Raw genomic sequence first — 17,889 nt, 5'->3', positions numbered from 1 at the left:
CAAATAAAAAGATATGTAGGCAAAGGAACTGGTGCGGCTGGGGGGGAGAAGCATATTAACACATACTTATGCGATCTTTTTGTTAACAGAATACATCACAAAAGTAATACTAATCCAAATTTAAAGTTGTCCAGAAGGAAGTTAGTAACAAATTGGAGGTAATGAAAAAATGAATTATTTTAAAAGAATAACGGGTACTGTAAAAGGAATAGCCAATAAGCGAATGATTTCACTGCTGTTATTTCTGACAATGTTTTTTTCACTCATGCCACAGTTTATGTTGTCGGCAAATGCGGATAGCGAAGTTACCCTGTTTGTATCACCCAGTACAGTTTCCAACGATACTGCTCCTAGAGCGGATGGCGCAACCTATGCCACGCTACAGGGAGCGATAAATGCAGCCCAGAACAATGATACGATTGCTGTAACAGAAGATATAACGATGTCAACGACAATTTCAATTATGAAAGATATTACGCTAATAGCTAGTGGAGGAAATTCCAAAATTACATTGGGTATTAATGCTAGTTTTTGGGTCCAGAATGGCTTTGATTTGACTTTGGGTGGAGGCTCGGATACTGAAGTACTTACGCTTACGGGTTCTCAGAGAACACTTATATCTGTTGCAAATGGCAATATTGTAGTAAACAACGGAGCAAAGCTTTTAGCAACTGGCACTGGGAATATGGTACTGGATTTATACGATCCGAAGGCGTCCGGAAAAATAACTGGCGGACATTTGGAATCTTCCGGATCAATCGCCATTTCGATGACGAATGGTGCTACACTGGAGGAAATCAGTGGCGGAACTATCATTGGTAAAATGCACTCGTTATATATGTATGACGAAGGTACAAAAGTCAATCTAATTTCGGGTGGCACTTTCAAAAATTTGGCTGCTGCTCCAGATAGGTGGGCAAATGTTCAGGTGGACGGTAAGGCACAAATTGGTGAGATTTCCAACGGTGATTTTTTTGCGGAACATGAGATTTCCGCTCTTCGCCTAATTCGAGGTGGAAAAATTGGGGAAATCAGCGGTGGGAGATTTATTTGTGCGTATACTGGACTTACTACTAATAAAGAAGGAAGAGGAGTTGACATTGTAGCATTGGACTATCCGTCAGGTATCGATGAAATATCAGGCGGAACTTTCGACGGAGAGATAGGTGTTCTGCTGATCGAGGCCGGCGCTTATATTAACACGATAAGCGGAGGAACTTTTTCAGGTGGACAATCTGGCCTCCAAAATGATATTGGCGGTACTATTGGTACCATTAACAATGCCGTTATCACTTCAACGAACATTGGTCTTCTGAATGTTGGCACGATTAATGAAATCGGCAGTGGCACAGAAATCACTGGAGATTCTCTTGCCCTTTGGAACTATGCGTCGAATAATCCAAATGCTATTATCAAGCTCATCAGTGGGGGCAAATTTACCACCGTTAGCGCATCTGGGGAAGCTTTTCTAAACGAAACCACAGTAAACTTGATTTCAGGCGGCATTTTCACTGGTGGGTTCTATGCAATCAATTCAACTACATCAAGCAGCACTTCTCCTGCAAAAATCGGCACTATATCGGGAGGCGTTTTTTACGCCCAAACAACAGGTGGTGCAAGCCTTGTAGCTATCAAACTAGCCAATCCGTTAATTTTGGAGCCTGCTTTAATTACTAATAAGGGGGTAGCGCGTTTTTGGGGAAACGGAGGCAGTATTTTTAATGATGAATCCCTTGTAATCTACCCAGCAGGTTATCATATGAGTACTGCTACTGAAGCGGTAAGCAGTATTGCAGGTGTAGAATTTAAATATTTGACAAAGTCACTTTATACGGTAACCTTTAATTCCAACGGTGGTTCTGTAGTGGCAGAAAAAACGGATATACCCCTAGGTAGCCTTATAACCGAGCCAACGTTACCGACCAAAAGTGGCTATACATTCAGCGGTTGGTATAAAGAAGATTCCCTAACCAATGCATGGGACTTTGCTATAGATACTGTTACCGACAACATTACGTTATACGCAAAATGGATAAGTAAAGGTGGTAGTGGTAGCGGTAATGGCAGTGGCAGTGGCGATGGCAGTGGTACACCTACGGCAACATTACTAGTTCAAGGCATAGACAAGCAAACCGGGGAAATTATTTATAGTAAAAGTTCAAGTATTACAGTTGGCAGCACAGAAACTATAAACGCCCCGGCTATTGAGAGTTATCAATTGGATGCAGGCAGTAAAAGGACGGAAACGATAACGATCAAATCAGGTGAAAACAAGGTTGTATTCTACTATAACAAGAACACAGTCGCTATCCCTGAGCTTGAAACCGGTGAGCATATCAAGTATATCAATGGCTACCCTGACGGCAGCGTAAAGCCAGAAAGCTCAATCACAAGAGCGGAAGCAGCAGCAATATTTTTCAGACTGATAAAAGACGAAAATAAGAATACGGCTGTAAGTGGAAAGTTCAGCGATGTCGGTGGCGGCACATGGTATGAACAGTCGGTCAATTACCTTGCAAGTCAAGGTATACTGAAAGGGTATGGGGATGGCACGTTCAAACCTAGACAGACAATCACAAGAGCGGAATTTGCAGCCATAGCCTCAAGATTTGATAACCTGTTAACAAGCGAAAACACTTCGTTCAATGATGTGCCAATCAATCATTGGGCGGCAGAGTATATTGACAGCGCGTATACTAAGGGTTGGATTAATGGCTATCCTGACGGCAGCTTTAGACCAGCAAGTTCAATCACCCGCGCGGAAGTTGTGAAAATTGTAAACACCATGTTAAACCGCAAAATCGAACTTAACGATATTCCATCGGACGCGCCGCAATACAAGGATTTAAATAAAACACATTGGGCATATTGCCACATCATAGAAGCGTCTACAGAGCATACCTACACACGTAAGGAAAACGGCTATGAGCTGTGGAAATAGTAAAGTAATTATTTTCTATTATTTTACTCTGCATGTTTCGATCTATGTGCCGAAAGAAAAAACAAAATCAGCGGAGGAGACCTTAAATTTGATATAATGATCGTTCTTCCGTTGAATTGTTAAAAGCATAGATAAATAAACTGGTGATAGGTATGCAACAAGAGTTCGATTAGGGGAAATTGATCTGGCTGATTCTCATATTCGAAAGTGAACTGCGCCGAATTGTTAGATCCACTCTAACAATTAGAGGTGCAGTTTTTCTATGGATAAATTTACTGCTGAGGAAAAATTAGGAGCCGTTTTACGCTATTTAAACGGCAAAGAAGGTTATAGAGAAATGGGGGAAATTATCATCTGCTGATAATACCCTATTGAATCGTTTCTTCTGCATTAAAATCTGAAACGTTCTATATAGACAATTGAAAGCGTACTATGACGGCAATCGTCAAACAAACTGTCAAAGACTATATAAATTTTGATAATGATATCCGAATACAAGCGACACTAAACAACCAGTCGCCGATTTAGTACCGACAACTGATTGGATAATGCTTTTTGATCCCTGTCTTATATTGGGGCAGTCTCAAATTGATTCATCAGGACGCTACTTTTATTTTTGTTGCTGCCATTCACTTACAAGCATGCCGTATACAACATGATCCACATAATGGTCATAGAGCCATTCTGCTGAGCGAATCGTACCTTCTTTTATTAGGCCAAGTCGTTCGGGTATTGCACGGCTTTTGTGATTGGTTTCAGCAACACGAATTTCCACTTTATGCAGCTGCAATGTTTCAAAGGCATATTGTAAGAGAGCTTTTACCGTTTTTGTCATAATGCCATGTCCCTGAGCACCTTCACTTAGCCAATAGCCGATCGTACCAATGTTATTATTCGGATTAATGGCATTAAAGCCAGCTATGCCGACGATTTCATGGTTAAAAAGAATAACGAGGGAGAGACTACTTTTTGATTCATGTCCTTTAATACAGCCCTCAATATAAGCTTTCGTGTCTGCCACTTCCTTCGTGTAATCCAACCATGGTAGCCATTCTTTTAGATACTCTCTAGAGGCATCTGTTAAGGCAAAAACCTTTTCTGCATCCTCCAAGGTGATTGTACGTAAAGATAGATCTTGGTCAATGGTTATTTGCATCTTGTGCACCTCCCAATTATTTTAATGCATCGTGCATAAAGCCCTTCATTTCGCGGCTTAGTACAGTCAGCTCTTCAATGATTTCGCTAAAATCCTGTACAAGCTGTGCTTGCTCATTCGTTGCATCATTGATTTGTCCCATATTTTGCTTTAAGTTTTCAAGATTTCTATTAATATTACGTAAGGAAGATTCTATATTTTCGGTAGCACTAGATGTCTCAAAGGACAATTTTCGAACTTCCTGTGCCACAATATTAAAGCCAGCACCATGCTGTCCAGCGCGAGCAGCCTCTATGGATGCATTTAAACCAAGTAAATTGGTTTGGCGGGAAATGCTTTTGATTAAATCCGTTACGGCATTGGTTTTTTCTGAATCTTCTAGGGCATGCTGTGCCTGCTTATTTATTTCCTCACTAGTAGCCGCTAATTCCTCTGAATGGGAAGCGATTGTGTGGACTTTATCTTGTAGGCTATTGACGATATTATCCATAGTACTCATATAATCTTCGAGTTTAAGCTCATTATCTATTGGTAGGCCAAATGCTAAGGCACCTACTACTTGACCATTTTCACGAATGGGGAATGAAAAAGCATTGATTGCTACGCCGTAAACATCCTTTGGTATAACCACATCTGCATTTTGTCCGTTAAAGGCAATGTAAACATTTTGGTCATTAGCATTTACTTTTTGTCCATCATGATAGCCTGAATCTACACGTTTCCCCGCTAAATACTTGATGACTGTTTCACTATCCTTTTCAATAACAGCTACAATGGCTTCTTGCTTTAATGCAAGGTGAATATAAGGTGCTGCAAGGGCTAAAGCTTCAATAATTTTCATAAAAATTCCTCCAAGTCTAGTCAATGAAAAATGGTTGTGTCATCTGTATTCATTGTGACAATGGTTCTAGATGATTACCTTTACTGTAGCATAATATTTGCCAAGTCAAAATAGTAAATTCCTTTTTATAAATAGCTTTTAAAAAGAGAGTTGGCGTGTTTTGAATGTCAATTAAAATTTGCTTTTTCCGGGTGAAAATGGTGATGAATTTGTCTATTATTTGACGGAGGGATCGTGTGTTTTACGAAATATTGTATTAGAATAATAGTAGTATGTTGAAGAGCTGAAGGAGAGAGAGTCATGGAATATATACAAAAAGGCACGAGAGCGTTTCATAAAGCAAACTGGGCCTTATTTTTGGCAGGCTTTATTACTTTTGCAAATCTCTATATAACGCAGCCATTACTACCGACATTTGCAGATGTGTTTCACGTCTCGCCAGCTGTAGCAAGTTTATCTCTTTCTGTCACTACCTTTGCCTTAGCAGTGAGTTTAATTATTGTTAGTTCTTTATCTGAGGCATGGGGAAGAAAATCATTGATGACGATTTCTATTTTTGCAGCCTCTGTATTGACAGTGGCACTAGCTTTTTCACCTAACTTTGAAATAATTTTAGGATTGCGTGTGCTACAAGGCATCGTTTTTGCAGGTTTACCGGCAATTGCCATGGCTTATTTGGGGGAGGAAATGGAACCAGCAAGCTTAGGTGTTGCCATGGGCTTATACATTAGTGGTAATTCTGTGGGAGGGCTTAGTGGACGAGTCATTATCGGGACATTAACGGACCATTATAACTGGCATATAGGGATGATGGTGCTAGGAGGAATTAGCCTTTTTGTCAGTGTGTTGTTTGTCTGGATGCTGCCAAGCTCCAAGCATTTTAGCCCACGTCCTTTACAATTAAAAGCATTAACTAAAACGCTGTTGCAACATCTGAAGGACCCTTCTATGTTGTGTCTATATGGTATAGGATTTGTTCTAATGGGAAGCTTTGTCACACTTTATAACTATATTGGCTTTCAATTAATGGCCCCTCCCTATAATTTGAGCGCGACCATTGTAGGCTGGATATTTGTCATATACCTAGTAGGGACATTTAGTTCAGCATGGTTTGGTAGCCTAGCCGATCGTTACGGACGCCAACAAATGTTATTACTAGCCATTGCCATTATGTTGGCAGGAGCCATAGTAACACTTAATGGGCTCCTTACTTTAAAAATTATCGGCATTACGGTGTTTACCTTTGGCTTTTTTGCAGCTCATTCTATCGCGAGTGGCTGGGTGAGTAGACGGGCAACACATGATAAAGCGCAAGCATCATCCCTTTATTTATTTTTTTATTATGTTGGTTCGAGTGTTGGCGGGACAGTAGGTGGTGTTTTTTGGATGAAGTATGGCTGGGTAGGTGTGATCGCCATGATTGCTCTATTTTTACTAATTGCTTGCGTGTTATCTTTCTTATTGAAGGAATTGATTGCTAAGCAACATGCTATAACCACTCTATAGTACTAAATGATGTGAGGTGTCGTTTTGCAGGAATTACTTTTGTACTTTTTTATTATACTAACAGCTTCCATTTTGCAAACAAGTACGGGGTTTGGTTTTTCTATCATGGCCACCCCTTTTTTACTGTTGCTTTTTTCTCCGCAAGAGGCAATGCAAATAAATATCGTACTGTCCCTTGTTATTTCATGTTCTCTCATTTGGAAGGTGAGGCATGATATTGATGTCGCTTTGCTGAAGAAGATAATAATTGGTAGTGTTGTGGGCGCTCCTTTTGGCAGTATTTTATTTGCCTTAGTCGATGTCACGACATTTAAACTTATTATCGCCATCCTCTTAATAGGTCTTACGTTTCTCTTGATGAAAAATCTCTCCATTCAACAAACAAGTGGTAGAGATTATGGCGTTGGTTTAATCTCAGGAATGTTTACAACAAGTATTGGTATGGCAGGGCCGCCATTGTTGCTGTATTTTGCGAGCACCCATCGAAATAAGGAAACCATTAGAGCTATTTCACTAGCCTATTATATTTTTATCTATCTTATTAGTTTACTATCTCAAGTCACTGTTGAGGGCACAAGTAAACTGGTTTGGATTTATAGTTTGTATGCCTTGCCTATTGTTTTCATCGGCCTTATTTTAGGACAAATCTTGTTTACTAGGCTCAATCAAAAGCTATTTAAATCATTAATTTATCTTCTTTTAATAGCAGCAGGTATAATTTTATTGATACAAACTATATGGACGATGCTATAAAAAAGAATGGAAGAGAATATTTATCTTCCATTCTCATAGTGTTGAGAAACAAAACCATCCATAGCATTTTTGTGAAAGGTGAAAAAGGATTTCCGTTGGAGGCTACTTGCTTTCCTGTGGGCGAGCGCTGAGCTACTTCCTACGCTACCGCTCAGAGGCTTGCCTGTCTCGCTATATAGTTAACCCATAATATTGTAGCCAGCGTCGATGTAAATTGTTTCACCAGTTACACCACGTGATAGGTGAGATAGCATAACAATCGTCATATCGGCTACTTCGTCTTGTTGAACATTCCGTTTTAATGGAGCTGTTTCTTCAATTTTGTGTAAAATGGTATTAAAAGAAGGTACACCTTTTGCAGCAAGTGTACGAATAGCTCCAGCTGAAATGGCATTGACACGAATATTATTCTGACCAATATCAGCAGCAAGATAGCGCATGGAAGCCTCTAATGCAGCTTTTGCTACACCCATAACATTATAGCCATCAAGCACACGTTCAGCCCCTAAGTAACTCATCGTGACAATAGAGCCACCTTCTGTCATATACGGATGAGCCGCTTTTGCTGTTGAAATAAGTGAATAAGCACTTGTATCTTGTGCAAATGCATAGCCTTCACGAGTTGTTTCAAGGAAGCGGTTGTGTAAGTCTTCGGCGTGGGCAAAAGCTACTGAATGCACAATACCATGAATAACGCCAACCTTTGAGCCGATTTCATCGAAAGCCGCTTTTGTACTGTCATCACTATTTACATCGCATTGCACGATGAGTGAATCAGAATGGCCAATTGTGTCTAATTGCTTTTGTAATTTCTTTAATGAGCGTTCTTGTCGATAGGTGAAAATAACATTTGCACCTACGTCAAATAAGCGTTTCGCAATGCCCCAAGCAATACTACGATCATTTGCTACACCCATAACTACAATGTTTTTATCTTTTAATTGTAATAAATTATCCATCATTATAAAGAACTCCTTTGCGAGATAATATCTGTTATTAGTACCAACTACTAAAATCTTATCATACATAAAATATCGTTGCAATAACAAGATGAAAAGAGAAGTCGTTTCATAAGCAAAAAAAATTCATCTCTTTCTTATGAGAGACGAATTAAAGGTAGTCCTATTTTATTTGTTACCATGCTGTTCATACAGATATACTGCTCGATTAACAGCACTGCTGACGGTGATTCTAAAGCTATTTTGTGAGCGAATGACTTGAGCTAGTATTTTGATTGCTCTTGTTTGATCTCGGTGGAATGTAGCATTGTCTGTTTGAAAATCATCCTCTAAATGAGCGAGAAAATATGGTTTTAGGTGTTGAGGGAGTAATAAATCAGCTTCAGAGCTTTTTTCAAGCGTATTGTACACCCACAGGTCTATTGCATTTGCTAATTGGAAAGCGACAAAATACTGTAAATCATCATTCTCAAATCCCTTTGTTTTTTGAATTATTTGAATCTTTTTGAGCTCGTCTATTAAAAATGTATTGATGGAATAGTTAATTGCTTTAGAAGGATTGAGAATGAGTTCATCGTTGAACTGAGATTTTAAGAAAACCCAGTTATTTAACACGATGGCCCATGAATCTAGTGTATTCAAACATTTAGCACAAACATCTGGAAAAACTGGTTGCCATTTAGCAGCAAGATTTTTAAATAAATTCATATGGTCTTGATTAATAAGAAATAAACTATGTTCAACTTGTAGCTGCTTAAACATTATCATTCCTCCAATAGATTGGTATGTATAGCAATAGACCATATGATTATCTCTTGATGCAAATATTTAATACACATAAGAAGGCACCCAAAGTAGGATGCCTTTTAGGGTATACATTTACTTGAAGACTATTCGAATTTTAATGAATCGCCATCGAAAGTTTCGTCGGCTACTTTGATGGAGTCTGTTGGACAACCTTCAAAAGCATCTTGCATATCTTCTAATAGATCTTCTGGTACTTCAGCAGTTCCCATGTTATCATCTAAAATAACGAAGGCAATCCCTTCATCATCATAATCATAAATGTCTGGCGCTGCGGCTCCACATGCGCCACAGGCGATGCATGTATCTTTATCAACTATTGTGTATTTAGCCATTTTTTTCTCTCCTTTAACGATGTTCCTACAAAGCTTCATACTCATTTTAAAGATGTTTATCTTACATTTCAACTTAAATACTATTAAATTGGAGGAATTTGCGTCAATGTTTCATCAAATTTTATTGCAAATCTTTCAAAAACTCCATAAGGAGCGGACAATTTCGGCAGCCTATCATGTCCTAAGAGGAAAGCGTTCAGGCCAGACAATTCAAGATATTGGTCTTTTTCAGTTGCATCCATATTTTGGTCTGTTGCCGAAACTACCTCGTGCCACATTTGACGAGGCGGTTACCTTATTTATGCAATATAGTTGGTTAAACGTGCAGGAATCCGGTCATTTTTACATGGAAAAGCTAGGATTGCAGCGTGCACAGCAAACACCGACCTTTTTCTTTGATGGTTGGCATTATCGAGGGAATGAGCATGTTTTTTATGCAAGGCTTTCTCTCCTTGTCCAAAGCTTGTCACATCAAACTGCAACAGTTCGTTCTTTTTCACCAATCAGTAGGGATCCAGTAATTCAAGCATGGGTGCGCTCTTTTTTACAGGAGCATCATTACAAGGAGGGTCATTTGCAGCAACAATTAGTGGTAGAATGCACAAATGTACTCCAAACGATCCCTGTTTCAGATGCCAACAAACAGCTTGTTCTTTACCGCCTCAGTGGTTATCGATTACCAGGCTGGACTTGGCAACAGCTTGCATTTGAACGGAAGGAGAACGTGTTAGATAGTCAATTAGCATTTATAGAAACACTACATATATTATTAAATGAAGTGCAACAAAAATTAAATGATTACCCACTGCTTGGTCGAGTGGCTGAAGGGTTAAAAGTGACAATTTTATTAACTGATTCTGCCCAGCAAACAGCACAGTTATATGAGCAAGGCTATTCAATGGAGGAAATTGTACAAAAGCGAAAATTAAAACAAAGTACAATTGAGGATCATTTTGTAGAATTAGCCATGTATGAACCGAACTTTTCTATTGGACCATTCGTCTCATATGAAGAAGCACAAAAAGTTTGGCAGGTATCCAAGCAATATCAAACAAAAAAATTGAAAATATTACATGGAGCATTAGAGGACATGAGTTATTTTCAATTAAGGCTTGTCCTTGCGAAAGGAGAAGTTTAAATGGAACTTGAACAATTATTGCACAAGCATTTTGGTTATTCATCATTTCGACCAGGGCAGAAAGAAGTCATTGAAGCTTTGCTGCAAGAGCAAGACGTTATTGCCTTATTGCCGACAGGAATGGGGAAATCACTCTGCTACCAGCTTCCAGCCTATATATTAGAAAAGCCTGTCTTAATTGTGTCACCATTGCTTTCATTAATGCAGGATCAGGTAGAAGAGCTGAAGCGTTTTGGAGAAAAGAGAGTGATCGCTTTAAATTCTTTTTTATCCCAAACAGAAAAACGCTATGTACTACATTATCTAGAGCAGTATCGGTTTATCTTTACCTCACCAGAAATGTTATTACAGCAGCAGGTACAAGAGAAATTAGCGCAAATGAAGCTTGGCTTAATCGTAGTGGATGAAGCGCACTGTATATCACAATGGGGCTTTGATTTTCGACCGGATTATTTACGAATTGGTGAATGGTTTTCGAGGGGAAATCGCCCGCCAATATTGGCGCTATCCGCCACAGCAACGGATAAGGTCGTTCGAGATATACGTGAGACCCTATCACTCAAGGCGCCATTTGAATTTATGTATAATGTTGACCGTGCAAATATTCATTTAGGTCGTATAGTAGTAGAGGATAAGGCTGATAAAGCTAGGTGGCTCATGCAGCATATTAAAGAAACAGCAGGGCCAGGTATTTTGTATGTATCTTCACGCAAACGTGCGCAGCAATATAGTGAAGCCCTTTTACAAGCAGGTATTCGCACCGCAGCATACCATGCAGGCTATGGAGCAGAAGACCGTCAGTTTATTCAGCAGCAGTTTATAGATGGTGAACTGGATTGGATAGTCGCCACGAATGCTTTTGGTATGGGCATCAATAAACTTAATATACGTCAGGTTATACATGAATCGATGCCTGCCAACATAGCGAATTATATGCAGGAAATAGGTCGTGCAGGGCGTGATGGTCAGTCTGCACTTGCCATTTTGCTGTATAGTGAAGGGGATGAAGAGCTAGCGAAATTTGTTGTGACAGGTGATTTGCCGACACCACACCATGTTGATCGCTATCAGGAGCTGCTTTCCCAGCAAATACAGCCAACACAGATGCTGAAAAATGGTGAGCTGAGCGAGACAGCTTTTCGTGTGCTGGATTATTGGGTGCAACAAGAATCTAGTGAACAAGTGAAGGCTCGATTAAATCATTTAGCCCTAGAGAAATACAGTGCGGTGAACGAAATGCTAAAAATCATTCAGACAAAAGACTGTATTCGTGAACATTTAGTCGGGTATTTTGGGCAAAAATTGCAGAAAAAGCCGGAAAACTGTTGTGAAAATTGTGGAATCCATTATGATGAAATCAAGAAAACACGCTTACAAGAAGATAAGAAAATTGAAATGGTTTCGTGGGAAAGTCGATTGCAGCAACTTTTAATGGGTATTTAGACTAAAACTGACGGTCATTTACTTTTTTCGTAAAATTCGTCATAATAGACATGATAGAAAGCGTAGTAAGGTTGGGGGAAAGGCGAATGAATAAAGAAGATTATCGCGATAAAATAGAAGAACATCGTCAATCATTTGAAGATGAACAAAATGAACAGCAATCCTTATCAAGAGTTTCCAGAATGAATAAAAATGGCAATAAAAATAAAAAGCCAAAAAATACAAGACGGAAAACACCGTTAATGACGATTTTGTTTGTTATTTTTATCCTAATTCCATTAACAATTCTTATTTATTTTTGGAAATTTTATGAGCCAGGAAAAACGATTGAACAAGCTGAAAAAGATACAGCAGAACAGGTCGTCGAATTAGATCCTTCCGAGTCATCTGCATCTGATAAAGAGAAAGATAAAGGTAAGGGACAAGACGATCAAGGAGATAAAAAAGCACAGGAGCAATCTCAAAAAGATGCAGACAAATTAGCAGCTGAACAAAAGGCTGCGGAAGAAGCGAAAAAAGCTGAAGAAGCAAAAAAAGCTGAGGAAGCGAAAAAAGCCGAAGAAGCTAGAATAGCACAACAACAGGCAGAGGCAGCAAGAAAAGCAGAAGAGGCGAAAAAAGCCGAAGAAGCGAAACAAAATGCTAAAGCCACTACACATACTGTCAAAGCGAATGAGAACTTATACCGAATCGCATTGAATCATTATGGCGATGGTAGTGAGGCGACATTAGCTAAAATTCGTGCTTTCAATGGTATGTCTTCAAATACGGTCAGGGTTGGGCAAGTAATTAGGCTACCTTAATAAGATTTTTTAATGGTTATATAGTTTTTCTAGTATAAAATAACAGACAAACGTTCACACCAAAACGTACGTCTGATTTAGCGAAAAGGCGATTCTTCTTAAGAAATGAATCGCCTTTTTGCTGTCGTAAGGAGAAGTGAGGAAATGCTATATATAGGGCTATTTCTTTTAGTTGTCATCGCCTTTCTACTTTATATGTGGAAGGTAGCGCATGAAAATAATGTATTACATCACCAGCTTTCATTACACGGTGAACAGGAACAGGTACGATTATTTTTTATTTCAGATGTACATTTACGTAAAATAAATAAAAAAATGATTGCACAATTAGAGGGACATTTTGATGCTGTGATTATTGGTGGTGACTTTGCAGATAGCCGCACACCTATTGAAAGGATTCATGAAAATTTGACTTTATTAAAGTCTATCGCACCAATCTATTTTGTGTGGGGCAATAATGACAGAGAAATTGGAGAAGAAAGGCTAAAGGACATTTTACAGGCCTATCAGGTTCAAATCATTGTCAATGATGCTGTGCTACTTCCTGTAAAAAATCGTTTTTGGTTAAGTGCAATTGAAGATACAACAGTGAAAGAATATAGCTTTGAAAAGGCCTTTGAAAAGGTAGGAGAGCAGGATTTAGTTGTTTTCATTGCACATAACCCAGGTGTTTTTGCCAAAGTTCGAGCAAAGTTCCGAGCAGATTTAATGATGGGGGGACATTTACATGGGGGGCAGATTCGATTCGGTCCTTATGGTGTTCATCCCAACGGTTCCTATCGACAGCGTGATGGTGTCATGACCTTAGTAAGTAATGGCTATGGCACGACATTAGTGCCTTTTCGACTTGGCGCAAAACCTCAATGTCATATTATTGACATTGATATTTCGAGTAAATAACCAACCAATTCTTGTGAGAAGGCGTATAATAAAAAGGTATCGTCTATTCTATAATTATGTGAAAGCATGAAGCAGCAACTAATGCTGTTCAAATTCGATTGGAGTGTCAAGAAATGCAGCAAGCAGATGCAATTATTGTTGGAGGTGGCCCATGTGGCTTAGCAGCAGCAATAGCTTTGCAAAATATTGGATTACAACCTATTGTGATCGAAAAGGGCAATATCGTGAATGCCATCTATCACTATCCTACACATCAAACTTTTTTCAGTACAAGTGAACGTTTAGCTATTGGTGACGTACCTTTTATTATTGAAGGCCGTAAACCAAAACGAAACCAAGCACTTGTTTACTATCGAGAGGTTGTCCGCTTGAAAAATATACAAGTAAATCGCTTTGAAAAAGTGCAAAGTGTTGTGAAAAATAACGATGTGTTCACTGTCACATCTGATAAAGATACGTATGAAACGCCGTATGTAGTAATTGCAACGGGCTATTACGATCACCCGAATTATATAAATATTAAGGGTGAACAGTTACCCAAAGTATTCCATTACTTTAAAGAGGGACATGAATTTTTTGATACGGATGTACTTGTTATTGGTGGCAAAAATTCAGCTATAGATGCTGCGTTGGAATTAAATAAAGCAGGCGCTCGTGTAACAGTTGTCTATCGTGGTAGTGAATATTCTTCAAGCATTAAACCGTGGGTCTTACCTGAATTTGAAGGGGTAGTCAAAACGGGAGAAGTTGATATGCGTTTTAATACGAATGTGCTAGAAATTCGTGAGCATGAAGTGGTTTTAGAAGTAGCTGGGCAAGAGCAAGTAGTAAAAAATGATTTCGTTTTTGCTATGACTGGCTACCATCCAGATCACACTTTTGTCAAAGCGATGGGCGTTGAGATTGATGAAGAAACAGGGCGTCCTTTTGTTACGCCAGAAACGATGGAAACTAATGTCGAGGGCTTATTCATTGCGGGAGTTATTGCAGCAGGGAATAATGCCAATGAAATTTTTATCGAAAATGGGCGTTTCCATGGTGAATGTATTGCTCGAATTATTGAGCAAAGAAAAAAATAATGACCGAGGCTGTATAGGCATCTAGCTTATACAGCCTTTTTAGTAAGGAGGAATCACATTGATTGGGTTGTACTGGGCCCTTAGCTATTTAATGGGAAACTTCATGACAGCTTATTTCGTTGGTAAGGTGTATGGTGTCAATTTGCAGGCAGAGCGTAGTAAAAACTTGGGCGCACGTAATGCGGGAAGTGTTATTGGAAAAGCGGCTTTTGTTTGGACTTTTCTTGGTGATGCACTGAAAGGAGTACTAGTCGTTTGGTTAGGGTATTTGTGGCAATTAGAAGAATGGGTCATGATTGGTGGAGCTGCATGGGTAATAGCCGGACATTTATTTCCTATCTGGTTGAAATTTAATGGCGGAAAAGGTGTGGCTACTTTTATCGGTGTTGGAATCGCCTTATCACCGAGTCTATTTTTATGGATGATTATTGGTACCATGCTTTCACTTGTCTTTATACGAAGTTTGACACTTAGTATGGTTGGAGGCTTTATTTTCTATATAGGAGCTATTATTCAGGCGGGGAAATTAGAGCCGTATGGACTGCTCATTATAGCAATCATGTGCATGCTCATCAAGCATATGTCTAATATTCAGGAATCGTTAAAAAGAAGGAAGTGAAGAGATGTATTGGTGTAAAATTGCCCAAACAAATGCCGAGTTTGAGGCTATCGCTCGATTGAATTATGAAACATTTGTTGAAGAGATTCCACAGCATGAAGCGAATTCGACAAGAATAAAAGTTGATCGATTTCATCGGGAGAATACATATGTCGTTGTGTATAAGGAAACAGAATTAATTGGAATGGTCGCGTTTAGAGATCAACGACCGTTCTCGATTGATGAAAAAATTGGCGAGATTGAGGGATATTTACCTAAAGAAAATTGTGTGAAACCTTGCGAAATTCGATTACTTTCAGTGAAAAAGGGTTATCGAACGGGGCGGGTACTATTGAAACTTACACAAGCTTTAACTACCTTTGCCTACGAAAAAGGCTATACAGCAGCAGTAATTTCAGGGACAACAAGAGAAGAAAAGCTGTATAAGCAGATGGGCTTTAAACAATTTGCACCAGCTGTAGGAGCAAAAGATGCAATATTTTTACCGATGGTGCTAACAAGACATGAATTTGAACAATCATTACAACATAGACTAGCGACGGAACAGTTTACATTTTATCCAGGGCCTGTGAAGCAATTGGAGATGAGTGATTATTCAGATTTATCGCACCGATCGTTACCATTTTATGCACTTTATGAACGAGTGCAAAAAAAGCTACTGCATTTATCGAATGCCAATTATATTGGTGTAATCGTTGGTACGGGAACATTGGCAAATGAAGTGATGCTGGCCCAATTAAAGGCGCAACAATTAGGGAAAGGGCTTATTTTAACAAATGGTGAATTTGGCGAACGTTTACGGAAGCAAGCTACTCGCTGGTCATTATCGTTTGATGTAGTGGAGAAAGACTGGGGGACAGCGTTTGATGGAGATGAGGTGGCGTCACTGCTTGAAACGGGGGCTTATCAGTGGATGCTAGCAGTGCATGGTGAGACTTCCACAGGGACTTGTAATGATTTAGAGCATTTGAGTGAGCTAGCTAAGCAATACCATGTAAAGCTATGTATAGATAGTATCAGTACGTTTGGTGCCATGCCATTTTCTTTACAAGACTGTTATTTGGCTACAGCAGTGAGTGGCAAAGCCATCGGTGCGTTAAGCGGGCTAGCATTTGTGTTTTCACAATCCCTTGTACCACCAGCTGCTACATTACCTGCTTATCTTGATTTAGCAAATTATCAGCAAGGTGCCATACCATTTACACTACCTGCAATGTTATTGGGTAATGTTGAGGTGGCATTACAAGCCTATCCAGCACGCTATGAGCAGCTACAGCAACGCTTTCAGGCACTGCTGCAGCTTCCCATCATGCAATATCAATACCGAACAGTCCACTATCCAATGCTTGTAACTGTTCGATTGCCAAGTACTTATTCTAACCTACCCATTGATCTAGCATTAAATGGGCTATTGGTTCATGGTGAAAGTCATTATTTACAACAAAGGGGATTCATTCAATTTTCCGTAATACAACCAGATTTCGACGAAGCCTTAGCTCGTCTTCGTGAAATATTGTACTACTATGAACAAGTGATAGCGGCAGAGCAAAGTACCAGCTAAAAATATATTGCCTTTACAGGAAAAAGTCCTTTAAGTTAATAGGCGTGCCTGTAGTGTTTAGACCTATTAACAATTTTAAGCGTGCCTTTTGGCCATTAATACCTGTGGCGAAAATTGCACCTAAGTCTTCCAGCATTTTCCCTCCACCAATGTAGCCATAAACACCCTCTGCAATCCCATTGAAGCAGCGGGATACGAGCACTACTGGAATGTCTCGCTGTAAAAGGCTTTCAATTCCTTTTACTACAGATGGGGGGACATTCCCTTGACCTAGTCCTTCCAGTACGACGCCATCATATTTGCATGCAAGCACGATATCTAGTAAATCTTCCTCCATTCCAGCATACACTTTTAACATCGCCACGCGCTTGGATAAATTGTTAACATCTACATATTGTCGACGAATGGGTGCATGATGGAATAGGATACGTGATTTTGTAATTAATCCAATCGGCCCATACTGTGGAGATTGGAAAGTATTCACTGAGCTCGTGCTTGTTTTAGTTGTGTTAACAGCAAGATGAACCTCATCATTCATGACAACAAGTACCCCTTTATTACGTGCTTCTTCATCGACGGCTACTCGGACTGCTTCCACTAAATTATAAATGCCATCTGCCCCTAGTTCGTTAGAAGAGCGCATGGCACCTGTCAGTACAATGGGGATGTCTAAGTTCGTTGTTAGCTCTAAGAAATAGGCAGTTTCTTCTAAAGTATCCGTACCATGTGTGATGACAACACCATCGATTGGCTGTGCTGTCATTTGCTCCATAATCACGTTGCGCAATTGTAGCATTTCCTTCGGTGTGATATGTGGAGAAGGAAGGTTAAAAGCTTCTATTTCGATGATGCTTGCAAGTGAAGCTAGTTTATTACTTTCCTTCATAAGGGGATTTTCTTCATTCGGCATGACTGCTCCTTCAGCACTCATAGCCATGGAGATTGTGCCGCCAGTATGAATTAATAAAATTGTTTTTTTCATAAAAAATAAAATCTCCTTTTAAAAAGTTTTTTTGTCATTACATGGTATAATAATAGCAGTCTAATTGTT

16 protein-coding genes are annotated in these 17,889 nt (G+C 39.3%); 10 read left to right on the top strand and 6 right to left on the bottom strand.

The genetic code is table 11. The annotated features are described in order from the left end of the window. Positions 1-169: 169 nt before the first annotated feature. On the top strand, positions 170-2,941 hold the full coding sequence (locus MHI34_RS22840) for an S-layer homology domain-containing protein (protein ID WP_330493521.1): 2,772 nt from the start codon (positions 170-172) through the stop codon (positions 2,939-2,941). 610 nt (positions 2,942-3,551) lie between these two features. On the opposite strand, the gene MHI34_RS22835 is transcribed toward MHI34_RS22840, so the two are convergent. Together MHI34_RS22835 and MHI34_RS22830 are read right to left on the bottom strand one after the other, a co-directional pair. Beyond that, positions 3,552-4,097: a GNAT family protein gene (locus MHI34_RS22835; protein WP_058844231.1), complete on the bottom strand. Its 546-nt coding sequence runs from the start codon at positions 4,095-4,097 to the stop codon at positions 3,552-3,554. 16 nt (positions 4,098-4,113) lie between these two features. Next, entirely contained in the window at positions 4,114-4,938 is an 825-nt protein-coding gene (locus MHI34_RS22830; RefSeq protein ID WP_036126881.1) for a methyl-accepting chemotaxis protein, read from the bottom strand. 300 nt (positions 4,939-5,238) lie between these two features. Between MHI34_RS22830 and MHI34_RS22825 the strand changes: the two genes are divergently transcribed. Both MHI34_RS22825 and MHI34_RS22820 read left to right on the top strand, forming a co-directional pair. After that, on the top strand, positions 5,239-6,444 hold the full coding sequence (locus MHI34_RS22825; protein ID WP_058844232.1) for an MFS transporter: 1,206 nt from the start codon (positions 5,239-5,241) through the stop codon (positions 6,442-6,444). A gap of 24 nt (positions 6,445-6,468) precedes the next feature. Further along, a complete protein-coding gene (locus MHI34_RS22820; RefSeq protein WP_058844233.1) occupies positions 6,469-7,197 on the top strand; it encodes a sulfite exporter TauE/SafE family protein in 729 nt (242 codons plus the stop codon). A gap of 179 nt (positions 7,198-7,376) precedes the next feature. Here MHI34_RS22820 and MHI34_RS22815 read toward each other — a convergent pair whose 3' ends face one another. From MHI34_RS22815 to MHI34_RS22805, 3 genes are all read right to left on the bottom strand, one after another. After that, complete coding sequence (locus MHI34_RS22815; protein ID WP_082673729.1) at positions 7,377-8,159, bottom strand: SDR family oxidoreductase; 783 nt, start codon at positions 8,157-8,159, stop codon at positions 7,377-7,379. Positions 8,160-8,324: 165 nt separating this feature from the next. Further along, positions 8,325-8,918 carry a hypothetical protein gene (locus MHI34_RS22810; protein ID WP_058844234.1) on the bottom strand — a complete coding sequence of 198 codons (594 nt, stop codon included), beginning with the start codon at positions 8,916-8,918 and terminating at the stop codon, positions 8,325-8,327. Positions 8,919-9,046: 128 nt separating this feature from the next. Then, the gene (locus MHI34_RS22805) at positions 9,047-9,295 is read right to left on the bottom strand and encodes a ferredoxin (protein ID WP_004232564.1); all 249 of its coding nucleotides are present in this window, start codon (positions 9,293-9,295) and stop codon (positions 9,047-9,049) included. A 106-nt stretch (positions 9,296-9,401) separates the two neighbouring features. On the opposite strand from MHI34_RS22805, the gene MHI34_RS22800 reads away from it, so the two are divergent. The 7 genes from MHI34_RS22800 (at position 9,402) to MHI34_RS22770 (ending at position 16,838) form a co-directional block, all read left to right on the top strand. After that, positions 9,402-10,433, top strand: a complete 1,032-nt coding sequence (locus tag MHI34_RS22800; RefSeq protein ID WP_058844235.1) for a helix-turn-helix domain-containing protein — start codon at positions 9,402-9,404, stop codon at positions 10,431-10,433. Continuing rightward, positions 10,434-11,876, top strand: a complete 1,443-nt coding sequence (locus MHI34_RS22795; protein WP_058844236.1) for an ATP-dependent DNA helicase RecQ — start codon at positions 10,434-10,436, stop codon at positions 11,874-11,876. 86 nt (positions 11,877-11,962) lie between these two features. After that, positions 11,963-12,679 (top strand): LysM peptidoglycan-binding domain-containing protein, encoded by a 717-nt coding sequence (locus MHI34_RS22790; protein WP_036126804.1) that lies wholly within the window; start codon positions 11,963-11,965, stop codon positions 12,677-12,679. A 144-nt stretch (positions 12,680-12,823) separates the two neighbouring features. Continuing rightward, positions 12,824-13,579: a metallophosphoesterase gene (locus MHI34_RS22785; protein ID WP_036126801.1), complete on the top strand. Its 756-nt coding sequence runs from the start codon at positions 12,824-12,826 to the stop codon at positions 13,577-13,579. A 113-nt stretch (positions 13,580-13,692) separates the two neighbouring features. Continuing rightward, entirely contained in the window at positions 13,693-14,658 is a 966-nt protein-coding gene (locus MHI34_RS22780; RefSeq protein WP_036126799.1) for a YpdA family putative bacillithiol disulfide reductase, read from the top strand. Between the two features lie 58 nt (positions 14,659-14,716). Further along, on the top strand, positions 14,717-15,277 hold the full coding sequence (locus MHI34_RS22775; RefSeq protein ID WP_330493529.1) for a glycerol-3-phosphate acyltransferase: 561 nt from the start codon (positions 14,717-14,719) through the stop codon (positions 15,275-15,277). 4 nt (positions 15,278-15,281) lie between these two features. After that, a complete protein-coding gene (locus MHI34_RS22770; RefSeq protein ID WP_340810765.1) occupies positions 15,282-16,838 on the top strand; it encodes an aminotransferase class V-fold PLP-dependent enzyme in 1,557 nt (518 codons plus the stop codon). A 13-nt stretch (positions 16,839-16,851) separates the two neighbouring features. On the opposite strand, the gene MHI34_RS22765 is transcribed toward MHI34_RS22770, so the two are convergent. Beyond that, positions 16,852-17,820 (bottom strand): asparaginase, encoded by a 969-nt coding sequence (locus tag MHI34_RS22765; protein WP_036126794.1) that lies wholly within the window; start codon positions 17,818-17,820, stop codon positions 16,852-16,854. Positions 17,821-17,889: the final 69 nt, after the last annotated feature.

The organism is Lysinibacillus sp. FSL L8-0126, assembly GCF_038630385.1.
Lineage (GTDB): Bacteria > Bacillota > Bacilli > Bacillales_A > Planococcaceae > Lysinibacillus > Lysinibacillus fusiformis_D.
This window is presented reverse-complemented; position numbering and strand designations above follow the sequence as displayed.

Excerpts from the sequence above, each read along its gene's own strand:
- MHI34_RS22840 (WP_330493521.1), top strand. The coding sequence starts at position 170 with ATGAATTATTTTAAAAGAATAACGGGTACTGTAAAAGGAATAGCCAAT.
- MHI34_RS22835 (WP_058844231.1), bottom strand. The coding sequence starts at position 4,097 with ATGCAAATAACCATTGACCAAGATCTATCTTTACGTACAATCACCTTG.
- MHI34_RS22830 (WP_036126881.1), bottom strand. The coding sequence starts at position 4,938 with ATGAAAATTATTGAAGCTTTAGCCCTTGCAGCACCTTATATTCACCTT.
- MHI34_RS22825 (WP_058844232.1), top strand. The coding sequence starts at position 5,239 with ATGGAATATATACAAAAAGGCACGAGAGCGTTTCATAAAGCAAACTGG.
- MHI34_RS22815 (WP_082673729.1), bottom strand. The coding sequence starts at position 8,159 with ATGATGGATAATTTATTACAATTAAAAGATAAAAACATTGTAGTTATG.
- MHI34_RS22810 (WP_058844234.1), bottom strand. The coding sequence starts at position 8,918 with ATGTTTAAGCAGCTACAAGTTGAACATAGTTTATTTCTTATTAATCAA.
- MHI34_RS22805 (WP_004232564.1), bottom strand. The coding sequence starts at position 9,295 with ATGGCTAAATACACAATAGTTGATAAAGATACATGCATCGCCTGTGGC.
- MHI34_RS22800 (WP_058844235.1), top strand. The coding sequence starts at position 9,402 with ATGTTTCATCAAATTTTATTGCAAATCTTTCAAAAACTCCATAAGGAG.
- MHI34_RS22795 (WP_058844236.1), top strand. The coding sequence starts at position 10,434 with ATGGAACTTGAACAATTATTGCACAAGCATTTTGGTTATTCATCATTT.
- MHI34_RS22790 (WP_036126804.1), top strand. The coding sequence starts at position 11,963 with ATGAATAAAGAAGATTATCGCGATAAAATAGAAGAACATCGTCAATCA.
- MHI34_RS22785 (WP_036126801.1), top strand. The coding sequence starts at position 12,824 with ATGCTATATATAGGGCTATTTCTTTTAGTTGTCATCGCCTTTCTACTT.
- MHI34_RS22780 (WP_036126799.1), top strand. The coding sequence starts at position 13,693 with ATGCAGCAAGCAGATGCAATTATTGTTGGAGGTGGCCCATGTGGCTTA.
- MHI34_RS22770 (WP_340810765.1), top strand. The coding sequence starts at position 15,282 with ATGTATTGGTGTAAAATTGCCCAAACAAATGCCGAGTTTGAGGCTATC.
- MHI34_RS22765 (WP_036126794.1), bottom strand. The coding sequence starts at position 17,820 with ATGAAAAAAACAATTTTATTAATTCATACTGGCGGCACAATCTCCATG.